This window comes from Erythrobacter sp. NAP1 (assembly GCF_000152865.1).
GTDB lineage: Bacteria > Pseudomonadota > Alphaproteobacteria > Sphingomonadales > Sphingomonadaceae > Erythrobacter.
On sequence record NZ_CH672390.1, the window covers coordinates 2,980,346 to 3,006,497 of the forward strand.

Consider the following 26,152-nt stretch of genomic DNA (forward strand, 5'->3'; position numbering starts at 1 on the left):
CGGTCGGCCCGCCCGTTCGTTGGAGCCGGTTCGTTGGGGCTGGCTAGAATTGCACGCCCGAGCGCACGAGCACCCAGCCTTCGGCGACCACGCTGAAGCCGAAGATGGTGAGCGCGGTGCAGACGCCCTTGGGCGTTGTGACGACCCGGCCTTCGCCCGGATCGAGCGGCAGGAACTGACTGAGCACGAGCACGACGTCGCGCGCGTGGCTCATCATCCAGACGGCGCTGAGCATCCAGCCGCCGGTAAGCGCGAAGAGGAGGACTTGGAGTTCGGGGACCGACAAGGGCTTTGCTCCTTCAATCTCGATCTCGCTTTTCCAACGCGCCTCCTTTTTGCCGGTTCCCGCCTGCCCCTCAGCTTTCCAGCGTGAAGCTGATCTCGGCATGTTCCTGAAGCCGGTCGACCAGTGCCTCGCCCAGGAACGCGCCCGGTGTGCCGACCCCGCCCTCTGCGTCGCACGACAACAGCGCAATGCCGGTCTCGGCGAGCATCCGGCTGGTCGAGCCATAGCCCGGATCGTACTTGCCCTTCACACCGAAGTTCAGCGTTTCATCGTTCGGACCTTCGGCGACGAAGACGACGTCGTAGAAGCCTTTCTCGCGCTCTTCTGCGGTCGGCCCTTCGCCGGGCTTGGGCGGCTTTGCTCCGAACGGGTTCTTCATCATCTGCACCGCGGCTTCGGCCATCTGCTTGCCTGCATCGCCGGGGCTGGTGAGCATCATCTCGTCATACTTGAAGTCCTCGCCATAAGGGTGGCCGAGGAGGTAGTTGGTGCGGTGCACATTCTTGGTGTTGATCGGCGCCATCACGAAGGGCGCGGCCCATTTGCCGAGCCCGCTCTCATAGGTTGGCACCATGCCCGAAGGCTGGCTTGGTCCTTCGAAGTCGCCGGTGAGCGCAAACGGGTTGGCGAGCGTCTTGAAGATCGAGGGGTTCTTGGCAGCCGCCTTCATCGTTGCGCCAAGGCTTGCTGCCGTGCCGCCGGAGAAGGTTCCGGCCATCGCGCGAACACGGCCCTTGATGCGGCTTGAAGGCGCGCCCCAGCGATCGTGCGCGGCCTTTTGCGTCATCATCACGCCAAGGTCGAACGGGATCGAATCGAACCCGCTGGAGAAGGTGATGCGCGCCCCGCTTTCCTTGGCGACATCGTGCAGTTCCTTGATCTTGTCGGCCATCCAGGCAGGTTCTCCGCACAGATCGGCATAGTCGGTTCCGACTCGCGCGCAGGCGGCGACAAGTTCATCGCCATAGAGTTGGTACGGGCCAACGGTGGTGAGCACGACCTTCGTGCGCTTCGCCATGGCTTCCATCGCCTCGCGGCTGTCAGCGTCGGCCACGACCAGCGGGGTATCGTCTGGCGCGCCGATCAGAGTGCGCACGTCTTCGAGCTTGGCCTGATTGCGGCCCGCCATCGCCCATTTGGGCGCGTTGTCAGAGTTGCCGTAATGCGAGTTGAGGTACTCCGCGACGAGGCGGCCGGTGTAACCGGTTGCGCCATAGACGATGATGTCGAATTCGCGGGTCTCTTTGTTAGTGTCTTTGCTGTCAGCCATGTTCACTCTCCTTTGGCCCCCATGTGGAGGTGCAAGGGGGCTGAGTCAAAGGGCCATTTCAGGCGGCTGAGCAGCTGGTTCGGGGCGAGAAGTGGACCGCATGTTACACGGTCCAGGGGCAAAAACCGCCGATGTGTCACCTTGGGTGCAAAAAGCGTCACTCTAGGCCCCGAAGTGTCACCCTGAGTCAGCAAAGCGTCACTGTAGGGTGGGGCAAAGTGTGACCTTTCGGGAGGGTGAGAGTTCATTGCCGACACTAGTGATGCAGCGCCAACGGGGATGCGGCGGGAAGGGGTTTTGTGGGTGAGCGCGGGTGTTTGCATCTCCCAGCTTGAAGCAGATTTGGCGCAAGTAGGAAAATGGACGGCCAATGCGCTCAGCCACCCCTTTTTGGAACGCCGCAGGCGCGGACCTGTTCGAAAGGATGAAACCAGCCGCGCCGAGCGGCGTTGAACTTACGCAAGCCTATCCCCCCTCAAGGAGCCCTCTCACCATGTCCCACAACCTCACTTTGCAAGCGATCCGCCCGATCACGCACAATGTTCACGAGCTCACCTTCGAGCGGCCTCAGGGCTACGATTTTACGCCGGGACAGGCGACCGACTTCGCGCTCGACCGCGATGGCTGGCGCGAGGAGAAACGCCCCTTTACCTTCACCTCGCTTCCCGATGCAGACCAACTGCAATTCACCATCAAGTCCTACCCCAGCCATGACGGCGTGACCGAGCAGATCGGGATGATGCAGGCAGGCGACGGCGTCATCATCGAAGACCCGTGGGGCGCGATCGAAGACAAGGGACCGGGCACGATCATTGCGGGCGGAGCGGGGCTGACCCCGATGCTCTCAATCCTGCGCGCACGCCAGGCGAGCCATGGCGATCTCGATGGCTATCGCCTGATCTTCTCCAACTCACGCGAGAAGGACATCATCCTTCGCGAAGAGCTGGAGCGCATGCCCGGCCTCGCGCTCGATCTTCTGCTCAGCAAAGAAGACACCGAGGGCACGCATCACGGCAAGGTCGATGCAGACTACCTCGACAAGGCCGGCCTCGATTTCAGCGAAACCTTCTACCTGTGCGGCCCACCCGCAATGGAGGAAGATGTACAGACCCTCCTAACCGCACGAGGAGTGAGCGAAGACCGGCTGGTGCGCGAACATTGATGCGCGAGCCGTTTGGCGAAACGAGCAAATGTCCACGATTGCGGTGGTAAGCTGACGTTAGGCCTGCCAGCCTTCCAGCCTATACACGGACATGATCCGATAAAGGCCCATCTCGCAGCCTCCGCCGAACTTGCCGGTGTCTACTGCCTCCTTAGCCTCATAAAAATCATCGAAGAGGCAAAATCGGTTTGTCCTCAGTTTGGTAGCAACTGAGTTGCACGAAAGCGGGGAGTGGTCTGGGAAGTCACCGTAGGCAACGACGTCATACCCGAGCTTCATTCGACGATCAGTTTGCTCGGGCGGTGACACATCAACTTCAATGCTCGAGCTACGCGCTAGCGTGAGGCTTTGCCAACCGTTGGGATCGAAGAACCAGCCATCGCTGTCGAGCTCATGCTCGTAGATCTCGTAGAAGAAAAGCGACGTGCCCTCCAGGCTGATGCTCGCTTCTTGAGCAAGATTGAGGAGCAGATCCTTGGTATTCGCTAAGCCAAATTTGTTGAATTGCCAGCCATCCAAGAGTTCGACAATGTCGTCATTTACGCATGCGGAAACGCTGCAAACTTCTTCGACCTTAGTGTCTTTGGTTTTAAGCCAGCCCGGTGGAGGCTTGGTTCGCTTCAAGAGATAACCTGCCGGAATCATGAAGTGATAATAGCTCGCTATTTCGATGGCGGCTAATGAGACGTGAGCGGACGGCGCACTCGCCCTTAAAGCCTCGGCAGAGTCACGCCCTTCTGGCCCATATATTTGCCCGCCCGGTCGGCATAGGTGACCTCGGGACGTTCGTTGCCCTTGAGGAACAGGAACTGGCACGCGCCTTCATTGGCGTAGATCTTGGCCGGCAGCGGCGTGGTGTTCGAAAATTCGAGCGTCACATGACCCTCCCAGCCAGGCTCCAGCGGGGTGACGTTCACGATGATCCCGCAGCGCGCATAGGTGCTCTTGCCAAGACAGATGACGAGCACGTCTTCGGGAATACGGAAATATTCGACCGTGCGGGCGAGCGCGAAGGAGTTGGGCGGGATGACGCACACGTCGGTGTCACGGTCGACGAAGGAGTTCGAGGCGAAGTCTTTGGGGTCCACCACCGCGCTGTCGACATTAGTGAAGATCTTGAACTCGGGCGCGACGCGCGCGTCGTAGCCGAAGCTCGACAGGCCGTAGGAAATGCACCCCTCACGCCGCTGCGCCTCGACGAACGGCTCAATCATGCCGTGCTGCTGCGCCTGCTCGCGAATCCACTTGTCGGAAAGAATTGCCATGGTTCAAGTGATTCCCGATTGCTCGGCGTGCGGCAAGAGGCGAGGCGTTTTTATCCGGGGGAGTCTTCGCCCGCGAACAGTTGGAGGAACTTGGCGGCAAGCGGCGAGTTCTCGATCTCGGCGACCTGCAGGCGGTTTGGCCAATGCAATCCGTCCGTGTTGCCGAGCGCAATCAGCGTCAGTCCCTCGTCCGGCAGCTTGAGCAGCATGCCCGCATAGGCATCGGGCCACCAGCCTCCGTGCCAGACCAGCCGCTTGCCGTTCCAGCTTTGCGTCCACCAGCCATAGGCATAGCTCGCAGGCGTGCCGTCGGCCTCGGTCGGCGGGGTCCACATCGTATCGCGAAGCGCAGGCGACAGGATGCGGCCTTCGTCGAGCGCGATCGAATATTCGGCAAGCGCGCGCACGCTGGCGATGATGCCGGAGGAGGCGTTCATCTCCGGATTGGGAAGCGGCGAGGGCGCAAGGTTGTCGCCTTCCTCGGGCGCATGGCGAAATGGCGGGGCAAGCAGCCGCAGCGCATCGCCGCCATGTGGATCGCGCCAACCGGCCGCGATGTTTGCAAGGCCTGCCTTGTCGATCACGTAGCGCCGGACCCAGACATCGAAGGGCTCGCCGGTCTGTTCCTCGACCCAGTTGGCGAGGCGTCCGAAGACGATCGGGTTGTAGAGAAAGTTACTCCCCGGCTCGCCCAGCACGCGCATCTGCAGCACGTTGCGAAGGCTGAGCGTCGCATCGCAGTTGATCGGTGGCGGCGTATAGCCATCGTCGAGCGTGACGCCGCCGCTCATCGGCAGGCCAGCGCCCGAGAGCCATTCGCACCGCCCGTCCCAGTCGCTCAGGTCGGTGAAGGGCGCGTCGAGGTCGATGATCCCGTCCGCGTCCATCCCGATCAGCGTCGCGCCGGTGAAGGTCTTGGTGATCGAGGCGACAAGGTAGCTGGTGTCGGCGGTCGTGCGCTCCTCGGCGTCGTGGTCCTGCCAGCCGATGCCGTGCGCTGCGACGATCTCGCCATCGACCACGACGGCATAGGACATGGAAAAGACGGTGTTCTCGGTCCGGTATTCGCGCACGAAGGCGTCGAACTCGGCAAGTTTCTCCTCCAGCGCCGGGTCGCCCGCAGTCTGCGCGAAGAGCGGCGCCTGGAAAGGCATTGCGGCGGTGATGAGTGCGGTGAAGGCGGCGAGAAGGCGCATAAGAAAGTGGCTCCCGAGTGATCCCATGCGGATCAGCTACAGAAGCCACCAAACGATTACAAGTGTAGTCCTTGAACCACTGTCTCGTTTTTCAATTGCTTATCAGCTAGTGAAACGAGCGTTTCGACGCGCGACTATCAGGGCCCCGGCGCCGTGCCCTGCGTTACGGTGGCAAGGTTGCCAGTGCCCACCTGGTCAACGCTGGAGAAGCTGCCGAGCGGGTCGAACTGACCGACATCGGCAGTGTTCAAGGTGCCGCCCTGGAAGATCTCGCTGATATTGCCGTTGCCGATCTGCGTCAGCAGCGCTTCGTTATCCGAGCCGCCGCCATTGGTGCTGTTCTGGTCGATCAGGCTTTCGTTCGTCATGCCGTCTTGGACGACGGTCGCCTCGTTGAGGTCCTCCTCCTGAACGATGATGCTGCGGTTGCTTGTCCCGGTCTGCATCACGTCGGCGAAGTTGTCTTCGGCAACCGACACGCGGTTCTGGTCGATGTCGCTGAAGTTGGTCGTGCCGATCTGGACCACCGTTGCTTCATTGAGATCCTCGTCCTGCAGCACGAAGCTCATGTTGCCGGTGCCGTCCTGCGTCACGTCAGCGATCTGGAAGTCGCCGTTGCCGAGGATATTCTGCTGAATGGTGCTTTCGTTGCCAGTGCCGTCCTGGTCGACCAGCGCCTGGTTGTCGTCGCTGATGCCAGAGTTGCCCTGAACGATGGTGCTGACATTCGACGTCCCGAACTGGTCGACGTCGACCACGTTGCGGAAACCGAACGAGCTGCCGTTCTCGGCCTGTGACACGGTGCTGCGGTTGGTGGTGCCTTCCTGCACAACGTCGATGTCATTGGGCCCGTCTCCGCCTTGTCCAACATCGGAATCGTTCCCCGTGCCGATCTGGTCGACGAAGATGTCTGCGCGTCCAGCCACCAAGCTCTTGTCGCCGTTCTGGTCGACATTCGAAATGTTGCCGCTGCCGTCCTGATTGACCTCAGTGTCGTTCTGGGTCGAACCCGCAGCTTGCGTGACCGTGGACTCGTTTCCGTCGCTGCCGAGCTGGTTGACGAGAACCGTGCTGTCGGAGCCGTTCTGCGTCACCGTACTGGTGTCGCCGGTCACCTGCGCATGAGCGGGCGCGGCTGCAGCCAAAGCAATTATGGCCGCACCAGTGGTGAAAGTTGTCTTGGTCATTGTAAGCCCCCCCAGGCTTTGATCGACGCGCTAGAAACGCGCCGAGTGCACCGATCAGGGAACGCGAGTCCCCAATCTCATGCGCCGGAAGGTACCTGTTCAGCAGCTAAGTGACAACACTTAGTAGGTTTTTGTTAAGCATGTCCCGGATCAGAGCGCGTTGCGGGCCCTATCCCACGCGGCTGATCAGATCGGCTCTGCACCCAGTTGCGGGTTGAGCGCGGTGATGTGGTTCAGCCACCTCTTCGGACGGCGCAGCATGTTTTCCGGGTATTCGACTCTCAGGCCCAGCACCCGCGCCATCTCTCCGACGAAGTGAATACAATTGCGTTCGCTCAAACTATAGCGCTTGCCGGGCTCCATCGACCAGCGGCGCACTTCGCGGATCACGTTATAGTATTGCTCATCCGTCAGCGTGATCGAGAAGTGGCGGTTGGTGCTCCTGATATACTTGTCCGGCTCCGCCTCGACCAGATGCTCTACCCAGTCGCGCGTCGCCGCTGCCGTGACCGAGCGCGCGGTGAAGCCGTAGTTTTCGTTCACGGCCTCTCCGGTCGCCTCCACCGTTCCTTCGAGCACGATGAAAGTGTGCGGATAGCGTCCGAACAGAACCGATCCGTTGAACGAATGGAAGTGGATCTGCACCTCGGCCCATGCCGCGCCGCTCCACGCAAAAGCGATGAGCGCGAACAAATGGGTAAAGGCGCGGGCAAAGCGTCTGGTCATGGGCGCCGAGACTATGCAGTCCGGGCGCCCAATCACAAGTCCAAATTAGATGCTTGCGAGCAGGCTCGCATTTCCGCCCGCGGCGGTGGTGTCGATGCAGGTCACGCGCTCTGTCGCGAAACGTGCGAGATAGTGCGGCCCGCCCGCCTTGGGTCCGGTGCCAGACAGCCCCTCGCCGCCGAACGGCTGGCTTTCGACGATCGCACCGATCTGGTTGCGGTTTATGTACATGTTGCCGACCCGCGCACGCTGCTGAACGAAGCGGTGCGTTGCCGCGATGCGCGAGTGCAGGCCGAGGGTGAGACCATAACCGGTGGCGTTGATATCCTCGATCACCTGATCGAGCTCCTCTGCCTTGAAGCGCGCAATGTGAAGGACAGGTCCGAAATTCTCGCGCCTGAGGTCGAGGATCGAATCGAGCTCGATGATGGTCGGCGCAACGAAGCAGCCCTTGGCCGTGCTGGCGTCCAGTTCGAGCCGCCAGACGATGCGATCGTTCTGCTGGCGACGCGCGACGTGGCGTTCGAGCGCTGCCTGCGCATCGGGGTCGATCACGGGGCCAACATCGGTTGCGAGCAGCGCGGGGTCGCCGACATGCAGCGCTTCGAACCCGCCGCGGATCATCGCGATCATTTCATCGGCGACGTCCTCCTGAACGTAGAGCATGCGCAGCGCCGAGCAGCGCTGGCCTGCGCTCTGGAAGGCGCTTGCAAGCACATCGCGCACCACCTGTTCGGGGAGCGCGCTGGAATCGACGATCATCGCGTTCTGGCCGCCGGTCTCGGCGATCAGCGTGGCGATTGGCCCGTCACGCCCGGCGAGCGTGCGGTTGATCGTCTGCGCGGTTTCGGTCGATCCGGTGAAAGCAACCCCTGCAACGCGCGGATCGCTGGTGATCATCTGGCCAACATCGCCTGCGCCCGGAAGCATCTGCAGCGCCTCAGGCGGAATGCCCGCCTCGTGACACAACTTGACCGCGAGCGCGGCGATGAGCGGGGTTTGTTCAGCAGGCTTGGTGATCACCGAGTTGCCTGCCGCGAGCGCCGCCGAAGCCATGCCGGTGAAGATCGCGAGCGGGAAGTTCCACGGGGAAATCGTCACGAACACACCGCGCCCATGCATGCGCAGCGTGTTGTCCTCGCCGGTAGGTCCGGGCAGCTGGATGGGGTCGCCAAACTGACGGCGCGCTTCGCTGGCGTAATAGCGCAGGAAGTCGACCGCCTCGCGCACTTCTGCGATCCCGTCGAGCAGGGTCTTGCCCGCCTCGCGCTGGCACAGTGATAGGAATTCGCCGGTATGCGCTTCGAACAGGTCGGCCGCTTCTTCGAGGAGCAGCGCGCGCTTGTGTCCTCCAAGCGCGTCCCAGCCCGGCTGGATCGCAGCGGCCCTGGTGAAGGCGGCGTCGACCTCCTCCTGCGTCGCATCGCGGCGTGTGCCGACTTCGGCTTCGAGGTCGTGCGGCATGGTGATCGGCGCGATCTCGCCCGATTCCTGCGCCGGGAAAGTCGGCTCTGCATGCCACTGAAGCTCGGCAAGCTTGGCAAGGCGCTCCTGCAACGGCCCCAGCACCAGCGGATCGCTGAGATCGAGCCCTGCGCTGTTCACGCGCTTGCCTAGAATGTCCTTGGGCAGCGGGATCGCCGGGTTGCGACGCGGGTCCATCGCGGCAAGCTCCGCCACCGGATCGCCGACGAGGTCCTCGGCAGCGAACTCGGCATCGCCCATGCGATTGACGAAGCTGGTGTTGGCACCGTTTTCGAGCAGGCGGCGAACGAGATAGGCGAGCAGTTCCTTGTGCCCTCCGACAGGCGCGTAAATGCGCACCGGGGTCGGGTCGTTGCCCTCAAGCTTGCGCAAAGTGTCGTAGACTTCTTCGCCCATGCCGTGGAGGCGCTGAAATTCGAATGGGCGGCCCTGCGACAGCTCCTTCACGACCGCCGCCGAATAGGCGTTGTGAGTCGCGAAAGCCGGGTAGATCACATCGTCATGCTCGAACAGGCGCGCGGCGCAGGCGAGGTAGGAGACGTCGGTTGCGATCTTGCGGGTGAAGACCGGATAATCGTCGAACCCGCCGACCTGGCTGAGCTTGACCTCGGTGTCCCAATACGCGCCCTTCACCAGTCGCACGAACAGGCGGCGGCGATGGCGGCGGGCGAGCTTTGCCACCCAGTCGCACAGCGGCAGTCCGCGCTTCTGATAGGCTTGAATGGCAAGACCGAAACCTTCCCAGCGTGAGCCGTCCTCGCGGGTGAAAATCTCGTCATCGGCCATCAGCTCTTCGATGATGTCGAGGCTGACTTCGAGCCGCTCGGCTTCCTCGGCATCGATGGTGAAGTGCATGTTCGCATCGCGCGCCTTGAGCGCGAGCGCTTTCACCACCGGCACGATATCGGCGCGCGCCTTGTCGGCGTGGAGGTATGTGTATTTGGGATGGAGCGCCGAGAGCTTGACCGAGATGCCTGGCGAGGTGCCGACATTGCCCGACATCTCGCCCGACAGCCGTTCGATCGCGCTTTCGTAAGCCACGCGGTAGCGCTCGGCATCGGCAAAGGTCATCGCCGCTTCGCCAAGCATGTCGAAGCTGTGCGTCAGCCCCTTGGCGCGTTCGGGCTTGGCGCGCTTGAGCGCTTCGTCGATCGTGCGGCCATAAACGAACTGCCCGCCAAGGATGCGCATCGCTTGAAGCGTCGCCTTGCGGATCACCGGCTCGCCAAGGCGGTTCATGGTGCGCTTCAACGTGCGGCCCATGCCCTTTTGGTGCGCCTCGGGCTGTTCGAGCACTTCGCCCGTCAGCATCAGCGAAAAAGTCGCCGCATTGACGAAGGTCGATGAGCTTTCGCCCAGATGCTCGCCCCAGTCGATCTCGCCGATCTTGTCCTTGATCAGCGCATCAGCGGTCTCATCGTCGGGCACGCGCAGCAGCGCCTCGGCAAGGCACATCAGCGCGATGCCTTCCTCGGTGTCGAGGCCATATTGCTGCAGGAACGCATCGATCCCGCTCGCCTTGTGCGAACGCGCGCCTTCGATGAGGTCGATTGCGAGGCCTGATGCCGTCTCGCTCACTTTCCTGGCGGGCGCTGCCTGCTCGAGCCGCTCGGCAATGCATTTCTCTTCTTCCGCGCGATAGGCGCGTCGCAGCTCGCTGCGGTCGAGGAAATGGGCGGCGGACTTAGGCAGGTCGGGTGAGGTCACGTTCAGTGTGCGTCCTTTCTTGAGCAGATTCGCTTTGGTTTCGCGTCGTGGGGCGTAATTGGACCCGCACTCGCTCGCGATCAAGCGAAGTGAGCCATACGTACGACGAATTGCCTTGTGTGTTCCACGCTTCGAGGGGTGCTTGATCGCTCGCAGCGCTGTGTTATCGCATGGTCTGTCCGCAGCTTATGGGAGGTTTTCGCGATGGCGCTGTACTGCTTTTACTGCCGCGACGGCGAAGACAGCGAGAAGCTGCGCGCAATGCACAAGGCCGCCCAGCGCGAATGGATGGCGGAGCATGACAAGAACTACCTGACCGCCGGCCCCTTGCTGAACGCAAACGGCGATTTCGTCGGCTCGCTGCTGATCATCGAGGCCGAGGACGAGGCAGAAGCACGCGCAACGATCAACGACGACCCTTACGTGACCGGAGGCGTATGGCAGTCGATCCGCGTGGACCGGTTCGAGCCTGTGAAGGGGCGCTGGAAGAAGGGCTGAAGTAGGCGGGTCGTTGACTGACCGCGACAAGGGCAAAAAGTGGGCTGTCGACAGCTTGCGATACTTGCCTAAAAAGAGCCTTGCCGCTTGTCGGAATGGTCCCTTAGTAGGCACGCAATTCAAACGGAGAACACATGTCCGCTGCATTCAAGGACAACGTGAAGCTTGCCGCGGCGGCCATTTTGATCGCGGCGGGTGGTTTCTGGTTTAACATGGAGCGTTACCAGAAAGATCGGGTGGCAACTGTGATTGTCAGATCGGTCGAAAATGTTGTCAGTGAAAGCAGCGAGCCAGAACGATTGGAAACCACAGAGACCAGACAGGACCGCAATCCTGCTGTCAGCGACTATTGATCTCAGCTCGCGCACATGCCCCGATGGGCAGCGATTGAGCCAAAGGCCGACTGGCGCCTAACCCAACACCCGCCCCGCAACCGCATCGAGCTTGGCCACAATCGCCGGATCTATCAAACGGCGGTCACAAGGCAATTGCGAGCCAAGCCGACTGAGAAGTTGGCCGCGTTAGTCAGTGTCTCCTTGGCGCCAACCAGCGAACTCTCCTTCGGCCTTCACGGTCATGCGGTCGATCGCACCTTCCATAAATGGCCTCATATCGCTTTCGAGGAAACTGGATACGAATGGGCGTTTTATGAAACTGTTTGGGCGCAAACTGTATGTCCAGGTGAATTCAGATTTATCGTCTTCGACCTCGCGCCAATCCCATTGTCCCTTTGCGTAAGTAATGTGATCGCTGGCACTGCTGGTGAGGCCCCAAATCTGATAGCTAAAGTGCTCCGGCAAGCGATTCTCGAGAACGCGCTCATAGGTGTAGTGACCATCGCTTAGTTTAACCCAGCGCACAGATCCCTTCTCCGGCCAATTACCGGAGACGACCCTCACATCGACAGGCTTTTTGATTTGCTCGGTTTCCTCCATCGCGAGAACCAATTCGTTGCTTGCAACAATCCATTGTTGCAACGGGATCAGAGGTGCATCGATTACTTTGGTCGTCTCGAACGTGGCATGCCATCCGTCGGATAAAGCCGGTGGCGTGGTCAGTTCTGGTGGAGCGGCTGGGGGAGTAGGGTTGCTAGCGCAAGAGATAAGCGACAGACTTCCTGCCAATGCAAGTAAGGGACGGAAAGCGAATGGCATCTGCGACCTCCAACACGGTTTGTACGAATCTCGTAAATAGATATATACGAGATTCGTAAATGGCAAGTTCTAAATCGGTTCCACCTTCCGAAGACCATGCCGAACGTTTGTTGAAAGTCGTGGGCACGATGCTCGACCAAATGCTTTTGCAGGAGCCTAGCGAGGACGGTCGCCCAATTCCCTACAATCCAAAGGACTATTCAATACTGAAGGCTCTCGAGGCCTCGGACGGTTTGAGCGGATCTGAAATTGCGCGCCGCTTTGGCTTGCCGCGAACTTCGATCCAATCAGCGCTCGATAGGCTTGAGAAATCGGATCTGATCGAGAAGCGGCCCGATCCTGCTGGTGGCAGAATAAAGACACTGCACCTGACCACGGCAGGGCAGGCTATTAGGGCAAAAATGAATGCGCATGATCTACAAAATATGCGCACAATGCTCGCCCCCCTATCAGAAGATGAGCGAACACTGGTGTTGCCATTGCTCGAACGAGTGGCAGACGCGATCGAGAACGCCGCGAAGCCAGCAAACACATAGCTTCTAATTCGAGCAAGGGGTATTTAGGCCATCGACCGATTGTGAAGGTAGGTGCTCTGCGTTCATGACATTCGGGTCAAAACCGGGTTTTGCCTGCGCCTGAGAAAGGCGTAGAACCACCTGAACACCGACAATTAGGGTCGTAACCGGACCGACTGTATTGGCCCGGATCTGCGCTGCTGCTGGCCCAGCAGGCCTACTTCAACACCCGCCCCGCAACCGCATCCAGCTTCGCCACAACCGCCGGGTCGTGCTCTTCCGGGGCCGTAATCACCGCATCATCGAGCGCGGTATCAATCGGCGAGGCCTTGCGGGTCTTGGGCAGGTTCTCGATGAACTTCGCGACCATCTCGCGCGCGAGCTGGCCGTTTTCCTGCATCTGCGCAATAACTTGCGCGACGTTGACCTCTTCCTCGCCGTCGCGCCAGCAATCGTAGTCGGTTGCCATGCCAACCAGCGTGTAGGGTAGCTCCGCCTCGCGCGCGAGTTTGGCCTCGGGCATGCCGGTCATGCCGATCACGTCAGCGCCCCAGGCGCGGTACATGTGGCTTTCGGCGCGGGTGGAGAATTGCGGGCCTTCCATCGCAAGATAGGTCGCGCCGGTTGCGACCTTGCCCTTGCAATCGCTGATCGCCTTTGCCGCCATCTTCGATAGGCGCGGGCAGACCGGGTCGGCCATCGAGACATGTGTGACAAAACCGCTGGTGAAGAAGGTCGGGGCGCGCTGCTTGGTATTATCGATGAACTGCTCGACCACGGCAAAGCGGCCCGGCTCGATCTCTTCGCGCAAGGATCCCACGGCAGAGATGGCAAGGATGTCGGTGCAGCCTGCGCGCTTCAACGCGTCGATATTGGCGCGCGCGTTCAGTTCGGTTGGCGAGATCGGGTGGCCCCTGCCGTGGCGCGGCAGAAAGCGGACCTTCACCCCGCCAATGTTTCCGCACAGGATCTCATCGGACGGATCGCCCCATGGCGTATCGATAAGCAGCCACTGCTTATCCTCGACGCCAGCGATATCGTAGAGGCCCGAGCCTCCGATAATCCCGATGCACCAGTCTTTGGCCATAAAGTTAAGCGTATTCCTTTGCGCGACCGCTCTTGCCGGGTCGTCCTAATGCGCGATGCCTTAGGTTAGGTTTACGCGCTCGGGCAAGGCCTTGCGGATAAAGCCATCGGCCTTGGCGAACGGCCCGGCGATGGATGGGCGCGAAGCCAAGCGCTCAAAGTAGGCTTCGAGATTGGGCCAATTGTCCAGCGGCGTTTGCGCAACAAGGCTGATCTGCATGAAGGTGCAGGTCACCGCGATATCGGCGATGGAGAAGGCGCCCCCTGCCATGAACTCGTTGTCGCCAAGCTCTGCGCTCAGATAGTCGAGGATCGGCGGCAGCTTTTCTGCCCAGCTTGCGCGCGCGGTTTCCATGTCCGGCTCATTTCCGCCCAGAAGCGAGAAGAAGATCGGGCGAAAGATGCCCAGCCCGCCTGCGGGAGCCAGTACGGTGTCGGCATATTCCTCGATCGCGAGCGCGCGGCCATAGGCGAAGTCGTCTGCCGGATAGATCGCAGGCTCGGGATGCTTGCGCTCGATATAGGCGCAGATCGCAGAGGAATCGGCGATGGTGCCGCCCGGCCCTTCGGCCGCGATCGAGCGGTCGCGCAGCACCGGAATCCGGCGCATGGGCGAGATTTCGAGGAACCAGTCGGGCATCTTCATGATGTTGACCTGCTCGACATCGAAGTCTGCACCCTTCTCGATCGCAGTCGCCATCGCCTTGCGCGCGAAGGGCGAGACCGGGCTTCCGTAGAACAGAAAATCGGGCGGGGTGTCGGTCATTGCTTGGCTCTCCCTCGTGTCTCTCTTGGCCATGTTCCATAGGCTCAAGCGTGAAGCTTGCAAGGTGATCCGGAGCGCCAGGTTGCAATTCGAGATTGATTTTTGCGGTGAGACGTCCACCTTCAATAGCAAGAGAGAATCCTGCGCACATTTCGGATTGGAGAGAGATAATGGTCACCCAGTACAAGAACCTCATCAACGGCAAGATGGTCGACACCGGCGAGTGGATGGACGTCGTCAACCCCGCGAATGAAGAAGTCATCGGCCAGGTCCCGGCTTGCGGGGAGGCGCAGCTTGACGAAGCCGTCGCTGCGGCCCGCGCAGCATTCAAGACTTGGAAGAAGTCGACCTTTGAAGAGCGTCAGGCCGCTTGCATGGCGATCTCGGGCGCGATCAAGGAAAACGCCGATGAGCTTTTCCGCCTGCTGACCAGCGAGCAGGGCAAGCCGCATGCGCAGGCCAAGGGCGAGATTTTCGGCGCTGCCGGTATCTCGGCGGCGCAGTCGACGCTTCAACTTGAAGAAGAGATCATTCAGGACGACGACACCCGCCTGCACCGCCATCGCCGTGTGCCGGTTGGCGTGGTCGGCGGCATTGTGCCGTGGAACTTTCCTGTCATGATGGCGATCCAGAAGATCGTTCCTGCCCTGATGGCAGGCTGCACGATCGTGCTGAAACCATCGCCCTTCACGCCGCTCGCGACGCTTCGCATTGCCGAGCTCATTGCCGACAAGGTGCCCGCCGGTACGGTCAACATCATCACGGGCGAAGACAGCCTCGGCCCGCTCATCACCGGCCATCCCGATATCGACAAGATCACCTTCACCGGCTCGACCGCTACGGGCAAGAAGATCATGGAAGGCGCAGCCGGAGACCTCAAGCGCATCACGCTCGAGCTTGGCGGCAACGATGCCTCGATCGTGCTTCCCGATGCCGACCCCAAGAAGGTTGCCGAACAGCTGTTCTGGTCGAGCTTCCAGAACGCAGGGCAGGTCTGCATCGCGGCCAAGCGCGTCTACATCCACGAAGACATCTATGACGAGCTCTCGGCGGCAATCGCCGAATACGCCAAGAGCGTGGTGGTGGGCGACGGCTCCGAACAGGGCACGGGTGTCGGGCCGATCCAGAACAAGAAGCAGTATGAGCGCGTGCTCGAACTGATTCAGGATGCCAAGGACAATGGCTACAAGTTCCTGACCGGCGGCGACAAGGATCCTTCGGGCAGCGGCTATTACGTGCCGATCACCATCCTCGACAACCCGCCAGAAGATGCGCGGATCGTTGCCGAGGAACAGTTTGGCCCCGTCATGCCGCTGATGAAGTTCTCGAGCGAGGACGAGGTGATCGAGCGCGCGAACAACTCCGACTACGGCCTTGCTGGTGCGGTCTGGACCGCCGACCACGACAAGGGTGTCGAGATTGCCGAGCAGCTGGAAACCGGCACGGTATGGATCAACGAGTTCATGCACCTGTCGCCCTTCGCTCCGTTTGGCGGGCACAAGCAGTCGGGCTTCGGCGCTGAATACGGCAAGGAAGGTCTTAAGGAGTTCACCTATCCGCAGGTGATCACCGTGAAGAAGGATAACGTTGTCGCCTGATAGATGGGCGACAGCACTCCTGAACAACTGATCGAAGGGCTGGCGAGGGTGTGTGCTCGCGCCGGCCTTTCGTCACCGTCGGCGCTGACGCGCCTGACCGGCGGCGCGACTATGGAAAGCTGGCGGTTCGAGGCGGGCCCGGAAGGAGAAAGCGCGGCTTTCGTCCTGCGCCGCGCGCCGAGCATCGAATTCATGGAGGACCGCCCCTTCGGCCACGATGTCGAAGCTGCGGTGATCCGCGCCGCGCATGCCGCAGGCGTGACCGCGCCCGAAGTGGTGGCCGAGCTTGAGCCAGACGACGACATCGGTTCTGGCTTCGTGATGCGCGCTTTGCCGGGTACGCCGAACCCCAAGGAAATCCTGCTTTTCGACGAGGCGGATGCGCTGCTGAAACAGGCGGCGCGCGACCTTGCCCGCATCCACTCGCTCGGGCGTGGGGACGTGCCCGATGCGGTGCCGGTGATGAATTACCGACAGGCCATCGCGGAGCTGCGCGCCCAGTTCGAGGAAGCGGGCGGCGATCGCCCGATCATCGCGCTGGGCCTCAAGTGGATGGAGGACAATTGCCCCGACCAGTGCGAGCCGGTGCTCAACCACGGCGATTATCGCATGGGCAATCTGCTTGCCGAACCGGGTAGGCTCACCGGCGTTCTCGATTGGGAGCTTGCGCATTTCGGCGACCGTCATGAGGATCTGGCGTTCGGCTGCATGGCCGTGTGGCGGTTCGCGCGATACGATCGGCCCGCGCTGGGGCTCGGAAGCCTTGAAGACTACTTTGCCGCCTACGAAGCCGAAGCGGGCGTGACCGTTGACCGCACCCGCTTCCGCTACTGGCTGATCCACCGCACTGTGTGGTGGGCGCTGGGCTGCCTGCGGATGGCAAAGTTCTGGCGCGATGGGTCTGACCGAATGCTCGAACGCGTGGTAATCTCGCGCCGGACGAGCGAGCAGGAGCTCGACCTCTTGATGCTGCTTGAAGAGGATGCGCCGGAGGAGGAGCGTCAGAAGTATGTTGATCCAATGCTAGAGATGCACCTTGGCAGAGGCGAAGCCACCAACGGGAACATTGCGACCGCGATCTCTGAGTGGCTTGAGACAATCAAGCCGCACCTTTCAGGACACGACCGGTTTCAATTGGCGGTGGCGCGCAACGCGCTAGGCATGATTGCACGTGACGATGCGATTCAGCCGCAGGGAAGTATGGAGCGCCCCGAGGCTCAAGACATTCTGGCTGGCGAAAGTACACTCGCTAGCAAGGGGCTACTCCGTCACCTCAGGGCGACCGCAATCGAAAAACTAAGCGCGGACGTCCCGAAATATCCCGCGCTTAGAGCGGCGCGAAAGAAGTGGCTAGGAGAGGATTAACGCATGGACTTCGCAATTCCCGCCGACCTGCAGGCCTATCTGGGCGAACTCGACGCCTTCATCGAGGCCGAGATCAAGCCGCTCGAGCAAGCTGACGACAACATCCGCTTCTTCGACCACCGCCGCGAATGGGCGCGTACGAACTTCGAGGAAGGTGGCCTGCCGCGCGAGGATTGGGAAGCGCTGCTGCGCGAGGCCACCGCCCGCGCCGACAAGGCCGGTCACTGGCGCTTCTCCGCACCCAAGAAGTATGGCGGCAAGGACGGCTCGAACCTCTGGATGGCGGTCATTCGCGAGCATTTCGCGCGGATGGGCCTCGGCCTCCATAACGACCTTCAGAACGAGCATTCGATCGTGGGCAACTTCCCCTTTGTCGCCATGTTCGACCAGTGGGGGACCGAGGAGCAGAAGCAAGAATTCATCACCGGCGGCTTCAACCGGGAACGCCGCGTTGCATTCGGCCTGACCGAACCCGACCACGGCTCCGACGCCACCCACATGGAAACGACCGCAGTGCGCGAAGCCCGCGACGGCGTCGATGGCTGGCTCATCAATGGCGAGAAGATGTGGATCACCGGCATGCATGTCGCGACCCACTGCGCGATGTTTGCTCGCACCAGCGGTGAGGCGGGGGACGCGTCGGGGATCACCTGCCTGCTCGTCCCCAATCCCACCGAGGGGCTGGAAATCGAGGAGTGGATGTGGACCTTCAACATGCCCACCGACCACCCGCGGCTGTCGGTCAAGGATGTGTGGGTCCCCGACAGCGCGATCCTCGGCGTCGAAGGGCGCGGGCTCGCGCTCGCACAGAGCTTCGTCCACCAGAACCGCATCCGGCAGGCGGCTTCCTCCTGCGGCGCGGCCTTGTTCTGCATTGATGAGAGCGTGAAATATGCGCGTGAACGCAAACCCTTCGGCGAAGCTTTATCCAAGAACCAGGCGATCCAGTTCCCGCTGGTCGAGCTCGCGACACAGGCCGAGATGCTCCGCCTGCTCATCTTCAAGACCGCTTGGGAGATGGATAATATGCCGCACGAGGAGATCGAGCGCACGATCTCCGACAAGGTCTCGATGTGCAATTACTGGGCAAACCGGCTGGTTTGCGAAGCCGCCGACCGCGCGATGCAGGTGCATGGCGGCATCGGTTATTCGCGTCACAAGCCCTTCGAACACATCTACCGCCACCACCGCCGCTATCGGATTACTGAGGGGAGCGAGGAGATACAGATGCGGAAAGTCGCGGCCTATTTGTTCGGCTATCTGGGTCCGAAGAAGGGCATGTTCGGCTAGACCTCGCGCGTTTCCGGCAGGTCGATACCATCCTGTTTCACTGCGCTCGTCTTTGACAGGAAGTACAGCGCGATCCCGATCGCGACCATGATCAGCATATAAAGCACCGACCTCGCTTCCAGCTGCGACATCAGCCAGACGATATAGCCAAGCGCGACCGGAATGATCACGGCCCAGCGCAGATCCATGCTTTGGCGAAGGCCGGCATCGCCGCGCTTCCACATGACAACGAGCGCGCCGATTACGGCTAGAAATCCCAGTTGCTCGACACTGACAACAAGCACCGCGAGAAGCTCGAATGTTCCCGAAAGCGTCAAAGCGCCCACCATTGCGGCATAGGCTGCGATGGCGACGGCAGGCGTTTTGAACCGGGGCGAGACATACGCAAGCACATGCGGCAAATGCCCTCTGCGAGCCATTCCGTATGCGAGCCTTGGTACAAGGAAGAAGACGTTGATCTGGAACGTTGCAATCGAGAAGATGGCAGCAAGGCTGACCATGAGACTGCCGGTCGGGCCGAGCAGTTTCTCGCCCATCGCAGCAAGGGGAATATCCACTGCGCTCGGGTCAGGTGCGGTCGCTGCATAGGCCAGCTGGACGAGCGCATAGAAGATCGCAACGCCCCCGAGATTTAGCATCAATGCCCGCATCAAGGTCTTACGGGGCTCCTTAGCTTCGCCCGCTGCATAAACCGCCACATCGCATCCCGAAAAGGCAAAGGCGAGCAGCAGAGCGACCGACTCAAACTCTCCGAAACTCGGCAGGCTGACCTCGGTCGGCACGCCGTTTTGGGCAAAGCCAACCGCGACCAGAACGAGGATCGGGGTGAGTTTGAGGAAAGTCCCCAGCGCGATCGCACCGATCGATCGTGAGGTGCCACTGATACTGATCGCCATGAACAGTACGACCAGTGAGGCCATCGTGACCATGCGAACCAGCGGGTCTTCGAAGAATGGAAAGATCGCCGAAAGGTAGGATACGAGGACATGAAAATTCGCCGCAGCGCCGGCCATGTTAGTGGCTAATGAGAACCAGCCGACCTGAAATCCCACGGCGGGGCCAAAGGCGTGCTCTGTATAAAGCTGTGCGCCACCCGATTGCCGGAAGACAGTCGACAGTTTCGCGACAACCAGAAGCACCGAGCCATAAAGACAGGCGAACAGCAGGATCGCGATGGGCGAGAAACTCCCCGCCGCAGCGAAGAGCAATGCGGGAAGCGCGAAGATGCCTGAGCCGACCACACCGTTGAGACTGGTCAGGATCGCGCCACCAAGGCCAACCACGCGCGGTGGCTTCATATCATATGCGATGAACTTTTCCCCCGATGCCCCTGCGACGGACTAGACGGTGGCGAGCGAGCAAAGTCAAATCGACCAACGACTTTTCGCCCTCTAGCAATATTCATTCGCCCCGCTAGTCTCCCGCGCCAAACACGGGAGATACCTTCATGCGCCGCTTTACCACTGCACTTCTGGCAGGCTCGATGCTTGCCATGCCTTCGCTGGCGATTGCCGACGATCACGAGGAGGAAGGCTGGGACGTGACCGCGCCGCGCGGGGCGACGATTGAGCAGGTGCGCATCCAGACCGACGAAGGCACGTGGATGGATGTCGACGTCTCGCCCGACGGCTCCACCATCGCGTTCAACCTTCTGGGCGACATCTACACCATGCCGATCGCCGGCGGCACGCCGCGCCGGATCGCGGACGGGCTCGCTTGGGAGGTGCAGCCGCGTTTCTCGCCCGATGGGACCAAGATCGCCTTCACCTCGGACCGGGGCGGGGGTGACAATATCTGGGTGATGAACGTCGACGGCTCGGACAAGCGACAGGTGACGAAGGAGAGCTTCCGCCTGCTGAACCAGCCCTACTGGTCGCCCGATGGCCGCTTCATCATTGCCAAAAAGCACTTCACCACTTCGCGAAGCGCGGGCACGGGCGAAATCTGGATGTACCACGTCTCGGGCGGCGGCGGGGTCGCGATTGTCGAACGCGCCGACGAGGCTCTGCAAAAGGAGTTGGGCGAACCCGTCTTCTCTCCCGATGGCGAGGCGATCTACTACACCCGCAACACAACGCCGGGGAACCAGTTCATCTACGCGCAGGATTCGCAGACCGGCATCTTCGCGATTGAGCGCCACGACCTTGAAACGGGCGAAGTTACCACTGCGGTCGATGGCTATGGCGGCGCGGTTCGCCCGACCCCTTCGCCTGACGGAACCGAGATGGCCTTCGTTCGCCGCGACAAGGATACGAGCCAGTTGTGGGTCAAGGATCTCGCCACCGGGGCTGAGCGGATGATCTACGACGCGCTTGATCTCGACTTGCAGGAAACCTGGGCGGTCTACGGCGTCTATCCGAACATGGACTGGACACCTGACGGGCGCAGCATCGTCTTCTGGGCGGGCGGCAAGCTCAACCGGATCGATAGCGATGGGTCGAACTTTGCCGAGATACCCTTCTCCATCGACGATACACGCGGCATCGCCGATGCCCCGCACCCTGCAATCGAGGTGTCGCCAGACCGCTTCACCACCACCATGCCGCGCTTCGGGCAATTGTCGCCCGATGGCACGCAGGTCGTGTTCGAAAGCCTCGGGCGGCTCTACACCAAATCTGCGAGAGGCCGCGATGCGCCTCGTCCGCTGACCGGGGCGGCAGAGGGCACTATCGAAGGCTTCCTCGCATTCAGCCGCGATGGTTCGCGCATCGCCTATGTCGAGTGGACCGATGAGGATCTGGGCCGCATCATCACCGCAGATGCGAACGGACAGAACCCGCGCGCCATCACCAGCGAGCCGGGCCATTACGGCGACCTCACCTGGTCACCCGATGGTCGCCACATCGCTTACGAAAAGCGCGGCGGCGGTTTCCTGACCTCGCCTGCCTATTCCGAGACGACTGGCATCTACATGATCCCGTCCAACGGCGGCGAGCCGATGCGGGTGAGCCGCTCAGGCTCGAACCCGCAATTCGGCAGCGACCCAGAGCGCATCTACATGACCACCGGCAGCGGTGATGGGCTCCAGCTCGTTTCCGCCGATCTCGATGGCGAAGACCAGCGCACCATCATCAAGGGCGCGCTGCCGAGCGATTTTCGTGTCTCTCCCGATGGCCGCACGGTCGCCTTCCGCCAGAATTACGAGGTCTTCGCAATGCCGCTGATCCCCGGCGGTCAGGCGATCAGCGTCGATGAAACCAGCGGCCCGCTGCCGATCACCAAGGTCTCCGAAGGCGGGGCGGATTATATCGGCTTTGCCAATGGCGGAGAGACCCTGTTCTGGTCCATCGGGCCTGAGCTTATGCGCGCAAGCGTCTCCGACTTCTTCGCCAATGCTCCCAAGGGAGAGGGTGACGAGGACGAGGGATACTCACCGCCCGAGACGGGCATCTCGATGGCGCTTACCGTCGCCGCCGACAAGCCGACCGGCACCGTCGCTATCACCGGCGCGCGTATCCTGACGATGGCCGACGGGCTCGATGCGACCGATGCGGGCGCGATCGAGAACGGCACGATCGTCATCACCGGCGACCGGATCACCGCAATTGGCACGGCTGACGAGGTCACGGTTCCGGCTGGTGCGACCATGGTCGATGCAAGCGGACAGGTGATCATCCCCGGCCTCGTCGATGCGCATGCGCACGGACCTTATGGCACCGGCGATTTCATTCCGCAGCAGAACTGGACGCTGGTTCAGGACCTCGCGCTTGGCGTGACCACGATCCACAACCCGTCAAGCGATGCCTCGACCGTCTTCGCCGCTGCCGAACGCCAGCGTGCGGGCACGATGCTGGGTCCGCGCATCTATTCGACCGGCGAGATCATCTACGGTGCTAAGGCCCCCGGCTTCTTTGCCCGGATCGACGACTATGACGACGCGCTCGCTCACGTCCGCCGGATCAAGGCGCAGGGCGGCATTTCGGTAAAGAACTACAACCAGCCGCGCCGCGAACAGCGCCAGATGGTCGCACGCGCCGCTGCCGAGGAAAACGTACTGGTCGTGGCTGAGGGTGGCTCGCTGTTCGGGATGGACATGAACCTCATCGCCGACGGCAATTCGACCATCGAGCACAACATCCCCGGCGACGTCATGTACGAGGATGTGTTGCAATTCTTCGGCGCGTCGAACTCGAATTATACGCCGACGCTCAACGTGACCTATGGCGGGCTGGCTGGCGATCCGTACTGGCGGCAGGCGACCAATGTCTGGGAGAACCCGCTGATGGTTCACACCCCGCCCAAGGTGCTGCTCGCGCAGACCGGGCGCCGCACGACCGCGCCCGAATGGGCCTTCGTCGACGACAACGCCGCACGCGAGGCGCACAAGATCGCGCAGCGCGGGGTCGAGGTCTCGATTGGCGCACACGGCCAGCAAGCGGGCATCGGAGCGCATTGGGAAATCTGGAGCTTTGCTCGCGGCGGTATGAGCCCGGTCGAGGCGCTGCGCGCCGCCACCATCGCGCCTGCGCGCTCGCTCGGCATGGCGGGTGACATCGGCAGCCTTGAGGAAGGCAAACTCGCCGACCTCGTGATCCTGAGCGAAGACCCGAGTGAGAATATCCGCAATTCGGACAAGATCGTGCGCGTGATGCTCGGCGGGCGTCTGTATGACGCGGCGACCATGCAGGAAGTCGAGACCGGCGATGGCGGGCGGCGCGACTATTGGTGGGAAGCGGGCGGCGCCGGTGGCTCCGAGGGCGCAACTCACGCCGCAACCGCGCATGAGGATGCAGGCTAGGCGTCAGCCTCCATCAGTGCGCGCAAATCCTTCAGGGCTTTTGCGCGCAGCTGGTGGACGCGCGGGACGCTGACTTCGAGCACGGTAGCAATCTCGGTGAGGTTCAGCTCCTCGACAAAGAACAGCTGGAGCACGAGCTTCAGCCGGTCGGGTAGCTTGACCATCGCCGCGATCAGGCGCTCTCGATCCTCGTTTCCGGCGAGCACCTGAAACGGGTCGGGATCGTCGCTCGCAAAGGCGGTGCTGGTCTCGTCGTATTCATCGGCGATCGAGGTGACGGTGACGCTCGAGGCTTCGATTTCGAGCAGTTCGGCGTCGCTGATCCCGAGCGTCTCGCAAATCCGCGCGCGGGAGGGCTCTTCGCCCGTCTCGTTGCGCAATCGCTCGACCACTTCGCCCAATTGCGCGCGTTTCTTTCGCGCGGTGCGCGTGTCGTTCATCAGCTTGCGGATCTGGTCGAACATCGCGCCGCGCACGCGGATCTTGGCATAGGCGGCAAAGCCGTCCTCGCCCGGCCCCTCGTGCCGCTGAGCGCATTCGGTGAGCGCGACGACGCCTGCCTGCATGAGGTCCTCGATCTCCAGTCCCTCGCGGCCCGAACCGTAAATGTGCCAAGCCGCGCGGCGAACCAGCGGCAGGAACCGGCGCACACGGTCCTCGACCTGATCGCGCGAGGTTGCGCCATAACCATGCGCGCCGGCGAAAGCGGAATGGTCGTGCTTCACGCGGCCATCTCCTGCGCTGGCGCGGCCTGCGGGACGTCTGGAGCGGGCAGGCCTTCAGGCGCGGTTTCAGCGCCGATGGTAGCGATCACCTCCACAGGCTGCGTTGCAGGCAGCTCGTTGATCGAGAGTACCTGGCACTGGCGCGCGCGCGGGCGAAGCAGGCTCGCGAGAGCGCGGCGTGCAGGAGGCTGCACGATCAGGGCAACAGGCCCGCCGACCTCGTCGATGGCAGCATTGACGCGCGCCACGATCATTGCGCCGCAATCGGGTTCGATCAGCGGCTGGCCGCTTGCCGGATCGACCATCCCACCAAGGATCGCGCTTTCGAGCGCTGCATCGAGAGTGAGCACCCTGAGCCGCGCACCTGGCTCGCAAATCCGCGCGATCAGCCGCGCGCCGAGATCGGCTCTCACCGCATCGATCAGCGCGTCGAAATCCTGCGTGGTCTGGAGCGCGAGTGCGAGGCTGGTGAAAAGCGGCTGAGGGTGAGCCAGCCCGATACCATCAGCGATCAGAGCGCGCAGGATGCGGGTGAGCGCGGGCAGGGTCAGCGGGTCGGGATGCACAGCGTCGATCAGCGCGGGGGCGCGGGTTTTCAAATCCTCGATCATGGCGCGCACTTCCTCGGGGCCGAGCAATTGGTGAGCGAGGCGCAGCAATTCCTGGTTGGTGTGCGTGGCGATAACTGTGCCCGGATCGACGGTTAGGAACCCTTCGGCGATGGCGTGATCGCGCGCGGCAGGGTCGATCCAAAGGGCGGGGCAATCGAAGCTGGGATCGCGCGTGGCTTCGCCCGTCACCGCATGGCCATTGCGCACGTCGCCGGTGTCGATGGCGAGCAGCTTTTGCGGCCTTACCGCACCGCTCGCGACCACCAACCCGCCCAGGATCACGCGGTATTCGTTCGCGCCTGCCTCAAGCGAGTCCCTGATGCGGAACTGCGGCAGGACGAAGCCGAGATCGCGGCTCATCTGCTTGCGAATACCAGTAATGCGGGTGAGGAGCGGCGCGCCTTTCGCCTCGTCGACGAGGTGCACGAGGCCATAGCCAAGCTCTATCGTGACAAGCGTCTGGTCGGAAACCTCGGCAATGTCGATATGGTCTGCGGGCGCGCTTTCCTCCAGCGGCCCTTCAAGCACGGGCTGCTCCGCGCGTTTGCGCAAGGTCCACCAAATCGCGCCTGCGATGGCGGCGGCGGGGATGAAGATCATCTGCGGCATCGCCGGGACCACACCGATGGCTGCAAGGATCGCTGCGACCGGCAACCATCCGCGCGGATCGGCGAACTGTCCGCCGATCTGACCGGCAAGATCGCGCGTATCGGCAACGCGCGTGACGATGGCGGCGGCCGCGATGGAGAGCAGCAGCGCGGGGACCTGCGCCACAAGCGCGTCTCCAACCGCGAGTGTGATGTAAAGCTCGCCCGCTTCGGCGGCTGACAGGCCATGGCTGATCATGCCGAGCGCAAAACCGGCGATAATGTTGACGCCGAGGATCAGCAGCGCGGCAATCGCATCGCCCTTCACGAATTTCGACGCGCCATCCATCGAGCCGTAGAAATCCGCCTCAACCGTTACTTCACGCCGCCTCGCGCGGGCTTCGTCGGCAGTAATCAGGCCAGCGGCAATGTCGGCGTCGATCGCCATCTGCTTGCCCGGCAAGGCATCGAGGACGAAGCGGGCGGACACTTCCGAGACCCGCCCCGCACCCTTGGTGATGACGATCATGTTGATGATGAGGAGGATGCAGAAAACGAACAGGCCCACAGCGAAATTGCCGCCGACAAGGAACTGACCGAAGCTCTCGATAATCTCGCCCGCGGCGTTTCCGCCTTCGTGGCCGTTGACGAGCACAATCCGGGTGGAGGCCACGTTGAGCGCCAGGCGCAGCAGCGTCGCGAACAAAAGCACGCTCGGAAAGGACGAGAAATCGAGGGGCGCGCGCGCGTTCAACGCGACCATGAGCACCGCGACCGCGATCGCGATGTTGAGCACGAAAAACATGTCGAGCAGCAGCGGCGGGATCGGCAGCACCATCAGCACGAACAGCGCGAATATGCCGACCGGCAATGCCATCGCGGCTGGTGCAGACTGAAGCCGCTCAATCAGCGAGGTCGCGGGGGTTGTCGCCGTG

At 61.9% G+C, this 26,152-nt stretch carries 22 protein-coding genes; 8 read left to right on the forward strand and 14 right to left on the reverse strand.

Annotated elements, in window-relative coordinates; all coding sequences use genetic code 11:
• Nucleotides 1-43: 43 nt before the first annotated feature.
• Together NAP1_RS14365 and NAP1_RS14370 are read right to left on the reverse strand one after the other, a co-directional pair.
• The gene (locus NAP1_RS14365; protein ID WP_007166052.1) at nucleotides 44-388 is read right to left on the reverse strand and encodes a hypothetical protein; all 345 of its coding nucleotides are present in this window, start codon (nucleotides 386-388) and stop codon (nucleotides 44-46) included.
• Nucleotides 357-1,556, reverse strand: coding sequence for a trans-acting enoyl reductase family protein (locus NAP1_RS14370; RefSeq protein WP_007166053.1), 1,200 nt, complete (start codon nucleotides 1,554-1,556; stop codon nucleotides 357-359). The genes NAP1_RS14365 and NAP1_RS14370 overlap by 32 nt, the downstream gene beginning before the upstream one ends.
• Before the next feature lie 493 nt (nucleotides 1,557-2,049).
• Here NAP1_RS14370 and NAP1_RS14375 point away from each other — a divergent pair, with 493 nt between their 5' ends.
• On the forward strand, nucleotides 2,050-2,718 hold the full coding sequence (locus NAP1_RS14375; RefSeq protein WP_040465102.1) for a flavodoxin reductase: 669 nt from the start codon (nucleotides 2,050-2,052) through the stop codon (nucleotides 2,716-2,718).
• 57 nt (nucleotides 2,719-2,775) lie between these two features.
• Here NAP1_RS14375 and NAP1_RS14380 read toward each other — a convergent pair whose 3' ends face one another.
• The 6 genes from NAP1_RS14380 to putA form a co-directional block, all read right to left on the reverse strand.
• Nucleotides 2,776-3,363 (reverse strand): hypothetical protein, encoded by a 588-nt coding sequence (locus NAP1_RS14380; RefSeq protein WP_007166055.1) that lies wholly within the window; start codon nucleotides 3,361-3,363, stop codon nucleotides 2,776-2,778.
• Between the two features lie 65 nt (nucleotides 3,364-3,428).
• A complete protein-coding gene (gene dcd / locus NAP1_RS14385; RefSeq protein ID WP_007166056.1) occupies nucleotides 3,429-3,983 on the reverse strand; it encodes a dCTP deaminase in 555 nt (184 codons plus the stop codon).
• A gap of 50 nt (nucleotides 3,984-4,033) precedes the next feature.
• Nucleotides 4,034-5,179, reverse strand: a complete 1,146-nt coding sequence (locus tag NAP1_RS14390) for a serine hydrolase (protein ID WP_007166057.1) — start codon at nucleotides 5,177-5,179, stop codon at nucleotides 4,034-4,036.
• A gap of 137 nt (nucleotides 5,180-5,316) precedes the next feature.
• Nucleotides 5,317-6,366 (reverse strand): major subunit of curlin, may bind calcium, encoded by a 1,050-nt coding sequence (locus NAP1_RS14395; RefSeq protein WP_007166058.1) that lies wholly within the window; start codon nucleotides 6,364-6,366, stop codon nucleotides 5,317-5,319.
• A 186-nt stretch (nucleotides 6,367-6,552) separates the two neighbouring features.
• Nucleotides 6,553-7,092 carry a hypothetical protein gene (locus NAP1_RS14400; protein WP_007166059.1) on the reverse strand — a complete coding sequence of 180 codons (540 nt, stop codon included), beginning with the start codon at nucleotides 7,090-7,092 and terminating at the stop codon, nucleotides 6,553-6,555.
• Between the two features lie 45 nt (nucleotides 7,093-7,137).
• A complete protein-coding gene (gene putA, locus NAP1_RS14405) occupies nucleotides 7,138-10,284 on the reverse strand; it encodes a bifunctional proline dehydrogenase/L-glutamate gamma-semialdehyde dehydrogenase PutA (protein WP_241761225.1) in 3,147 nt (1,048 codons plus the stop codon).
• Between the two features lie 204 nt (nucleotides 10,285-10,488).
• Here putA and NAP1_RS14410 point away from each other — a divergent pair, with 204 nt between their 5' ends.
• Nucleotides 10,489-10,782, forward strand: a complete 294-nt coding sequence (locus NAP1_RS14410; protein ID WP_007166061.1) for a YciI family protein — start codon at nucleotides 10,489-10,491, stop codon at nucleotides 10,780-10,782.
• Nucleotides 10,783-10,916: 134 nt separating this feature from the next.
• Nucleotides 10,917-11,135, forward strand: coding sequence for a hypothetical protein (locus NAP1_RS14415; protein ID WP_007166062.1), 219 nt, complete (start codon nucleotides 10,917-10,919; stop codon nucleotides 11,133-11,135).
• A 168-nt stretch (nucleotides 11,136-11,303) separates the two neighbouring features.
• Here the strand turns inward: NAP1_RS14415 and NAP1_RS14420 are convergent, their stop codons facing one another.
• Nucleotides 11,304-11,936: an SRPBCC family protein gene (locus tag NAP1_RS14420; protein WP_156777288.1), complete on the reverse strand. Its 633-nt coding sequence runs from the start codon at nucleotides 11,934-11,936 to the stop codon at nucleotides 11,304-11,306.
• A gap of 59 nt (nucleotides 11,937-11,995) precedes the next feature.
• Between NAP1_RS14420 and NAP1_RS14425 the strand changes: the two genes are divergently transcribed.
• Nucleotides 11,996-12,472: a MarR family winged helix-turn-helix transcriptional regulator gene (locus tag NAP1_RS14425; RefSeq protein WP_083776307.1), complete on the forward strand. Its 477-nt coding sequence runs from the start codon at nucleotides 11,996-11,998 to the stop codon at nucleotides 12,470-12,472.
• A 196-nt stretch (nucleotides 12,473-12,668) separates the two neighbouring features.
• On the opposite strand, the gene mtnP is transcribed toward NAP1_RS14425, so the two are convergent.
• Nucleotides 12,669-13,538 (reverse strand): S-methyl-5'-thioadenosine phosphorylase, encoded by an 870-nt coding sequence (gene mtnP / locus NAP1_RS14430; protein WP_007166065.1) that lies wholly within the window; start codon nucleotides 13,536-13,538, stop codon nucleotides 12,669-12,671.
• A 60-nt stretch (nucleotides 13,539-13,598) separates the two neighbouring features.
• Nucleotides 13,599-14,303: a glutathione S-transferase family protein gene (locus tag NAP1_RS14435; RefSeq protein ID WP_007166066.1), complete on the reverse strand. Its 705-nt coding sequence runs from the start codon at nucleotides 14,301-14,303 to the stop codon at nucleotides 13,599-13,601.
• Nucleotides 14,304-14,473: 170 nt separating this feature from the next.
• Between NAP1_RS14435 and NAP1_RS14440 the strand changes: the two genes are divergently transcribed.
• The 3 genes from NAP1_RS14440 to NAP1_RS14450 are packed head-to-tail and all read left to right on the forward strand — an operon-like array spanning nucleotide 14,474 to nucleotide 18,556.
• Entirely contained in the window at nucleotides 14,474-15,901 is a 1,428-nt protein-coding gene (locus tag NAP1_RS14440) for an aldehyde dehydrogenase family protein (RefSeq protein ID WP_007166067.1), read from the forward strand.
• A 3-nt stretch (nucleotides 15,902-15,904) separates the two neighbouring features.
• The gene (locus NAP1_RS14445; protein WP_007166068.1) at nucleotides 15,905-17,266 is read left to right on the forward strand and encodes a phosphotransferase; all 1,362 of its coding nucleotides are present in this window, start codon (nucleotides 15,905-15,907) and stop codon (nucleotides 17,264-17,266) included.
• Nucleotides 17,267-17,269: 3 nt separating this feature from the next.
• On the forward strand, nucleotides 17,270-18,556 hold the full coding sequence (locus NAP1_RS14450) for an acyl-CoA dehydrogenase family protein (RefSeq protein WP_007166069.1): 1,287 nt from the start codon (nucleotides 17,270-17,272) through the stop codon (nucleotides 18,554-18,556).
• Here NAP1_RS14450 and NAP1_RS14455 read toward each other — a convergent pair.
• Nucleotides 18,553-19,854, reverse strand: coding sequence for an APC family permease (locus NAP1_RS14455; RefSeq protein ID WP_007166070.1), 1,302 nt, complete (start codon nucleotides 19,852-19,854; stop codon nucleotides 18,553-18,555). The genes NAP1_RS14450 and NAP1_RS14455 overlap by 4 nt on opposite strands.
• 149 nt (nucleotides 19,855-20,003) lie before the next feature.
• Here NAP1_RS14455 and NAP1_RS14460 point away from each other — a divergent pair, with 149 nt between their 5' ends.
• Nucleotides 20,004-23,294 carry an amidohydrolase family protein gene (locus tag NAP1_RS14460; protein ID WP_007166071.1) on the forward strand — a complete coding sequence of 1,097 codons (3,291 nt, stop codon included), beginning with the start codon at nucleotides 20,004-20,006 and terminating at the stop codon, nucleotides 23,292-23,294.
• Here the strand turns inward: NAP1_RS14460 and NAP1_RS14465 are convergent.
• Together NAP1_RS14465 and NAP1_RS14470 are read right to left on the reverse strand one after the other, a co-directional pair.
• Complete coding sequence (locus NAP1_RS14465; protein WP_007166072.1) at nucleotides 23,291-24,019, reverse strand: sigma-70 family RNA polymerase sigma factor; 729 nt, start codon at nucleotides 24,017-24,019, stop codon at nucleotides 23,291-23,293. The two genes, NAP1_RS14460 and NAP1_RS14465, sit on opposite strands and share 4 nt — an antisense overlap.
• Nucleotides 24,016-26,094 carry a flagellar biosynthesis protein FlhA gene (locus tag NAP1_RS14470; RefSeq protein WP_050750436.1) on the reverse strand — a complete coding sequence of 693 codons (2,079 nt, stop codon included), beginning with the start codon at nucleotides 26,092-26,094 and terminating at the stop codon, nucleotides 24,016-24,018. The genes NAP1_RS14465 and NAP1_RS14470 overlap by 4 nt, the downstream gene beginning before the upstream one ends.
• Nucleotides 26,095-26,152: the final 58 nt, after the last annotated feature.

Coding starts and splice junctions, on each gene's coding strand:
- NAP1_RS14445 (WP_007166068.1), top strand. CDS start 15,905: ATGGGCGACAGCACTCCTGAACAACTGATCGAAGGGCTGGCGAGGGTG.
- NAP1_RS14375 (WP_040465102.1), top strand. CDS start 2,050: ATGTCCCACAACCTCACTTTGCAAGCGATCCGCCCGATCACGCACAAT.
- dcd (WP_007166056.1), bottom strand. CDS start 3,983: ATGGCAATTCTTTCCGACAAGTGGATTCGCGAGCAGGCGCAGCAGCAC.
- NAP1_RS14470 (WP_050750436.1), bottom strand. CDS start 26,094: ATGGCATTGCCGGTCGGCATATTCGCGCTGTTCGTGCTGATGGTGCTG.
- NAP1_RS14400 (WP_007166059.1), bottom strand. CDS start 7,092: ATGACCAGACGCTTTGCCCGCGCCTTTACCCATTTGTTCGCGCTCATC.
- NAP1_RS14450 (WP_007166069.1), top strand. CDS start 17,270: ATGGACTTCGCAATTCCCGCCGACCTGCAGGCCTATCTGGGCGAACTC.
- NAP1_RS14380 (WP_007166055.1), bottom strand. CDS start 3,363: ATGATTCCGGCAGGTTATCTCTTGAAGCGAACCAAGCCTCCACCGGGC.
- NAP1_RS14390 (WP_007166057.1), bottom strand. CDS start 5,179: ATGCGCCTTCTCGCCGCCTTCACCGCACTCATCACCGCCGCAATGCCT.
- NAP1_RS14395 (WP_007166058.1), bottom strand. CDS start 6,366: ATGACCAAGACAACTTTCACCACTGGTGCGGCCATAATTGCTTTGGCT.
- NAP1_RS14420 (WP_156777288.1), bottom strand. CDS start 11,936: ATGCCATTCGCTTTCCGTCCCTTACTTGCATTGGCAGGAAGTCTGTCG.
- NAP1_RS14455 (WP_007166070.1), bottom strand. CDS start 19,854: ATGAAGCCACCGCGCGTGGTTGGCCTTGGTGGCGCGATCCTGACCAGT.
- NAP1_RS14425 (WP_083776307.1), top strand. CDS start 11,996: ATGGCAAGTTCTAAATCGGTTCCACCTTCCGAAGACCATGCCGAACGT.
- NAP1_RS14460 (WP_007166071.1), top strand. CDS start 20,004: ATGCGCCGCTTTACCACTGCACTTCTGGCAGGCTCGATGCTTGCCATG.
- NAP1_RS14440 (WP_007166067.1), top strand. CDS start 14,474: ATGGTCACCCAGTACAAGAACCTCATCAACGGCAAGATGGTCGACACC.
- mtnP (WP_007166065.1), bottom strand. CDS start 13,538: ATGGCCAAAGACTGGTGCATCGGGATTATCGGAGGCTCGGGCCTCTAC.
- NAP1_RS14370 (WP_007166053.1), bottom strand. CDS start 1,556: ATGGCTGACAGCAAAGACACTAACAAAGAGACCCGCGAATTCGACATC.
- NAP1_RS14365 (WP_007166052.1), bottom strand. CDS start 388: ATGCCGAGATCAGCTTCACGCTGGAAAGCTGAGGGGCAGGCGGGAACC.
- NAP1_RS14415 (WP_007166062.1), top strand. CDS start 10,917: ATGTCCGCTGCATTCAAGGACAACGTGAAGCTTGCCGCGGCGGCCATT.
- NAP1_RS14435 (WP_007166066.1), bottom strand. CDS start 14,303: ATGACCGACACCCCGCCCGATTTTCTGTTCTACGGAAGCCCGGTCTCG.
- NAP1_RS14410 (WP_007166061.1), top strand. CDS start 10,489: ATGGCGCTGTACTGCTTTTACTGCCGCGACGGCGAAGACAGCGAGAAG.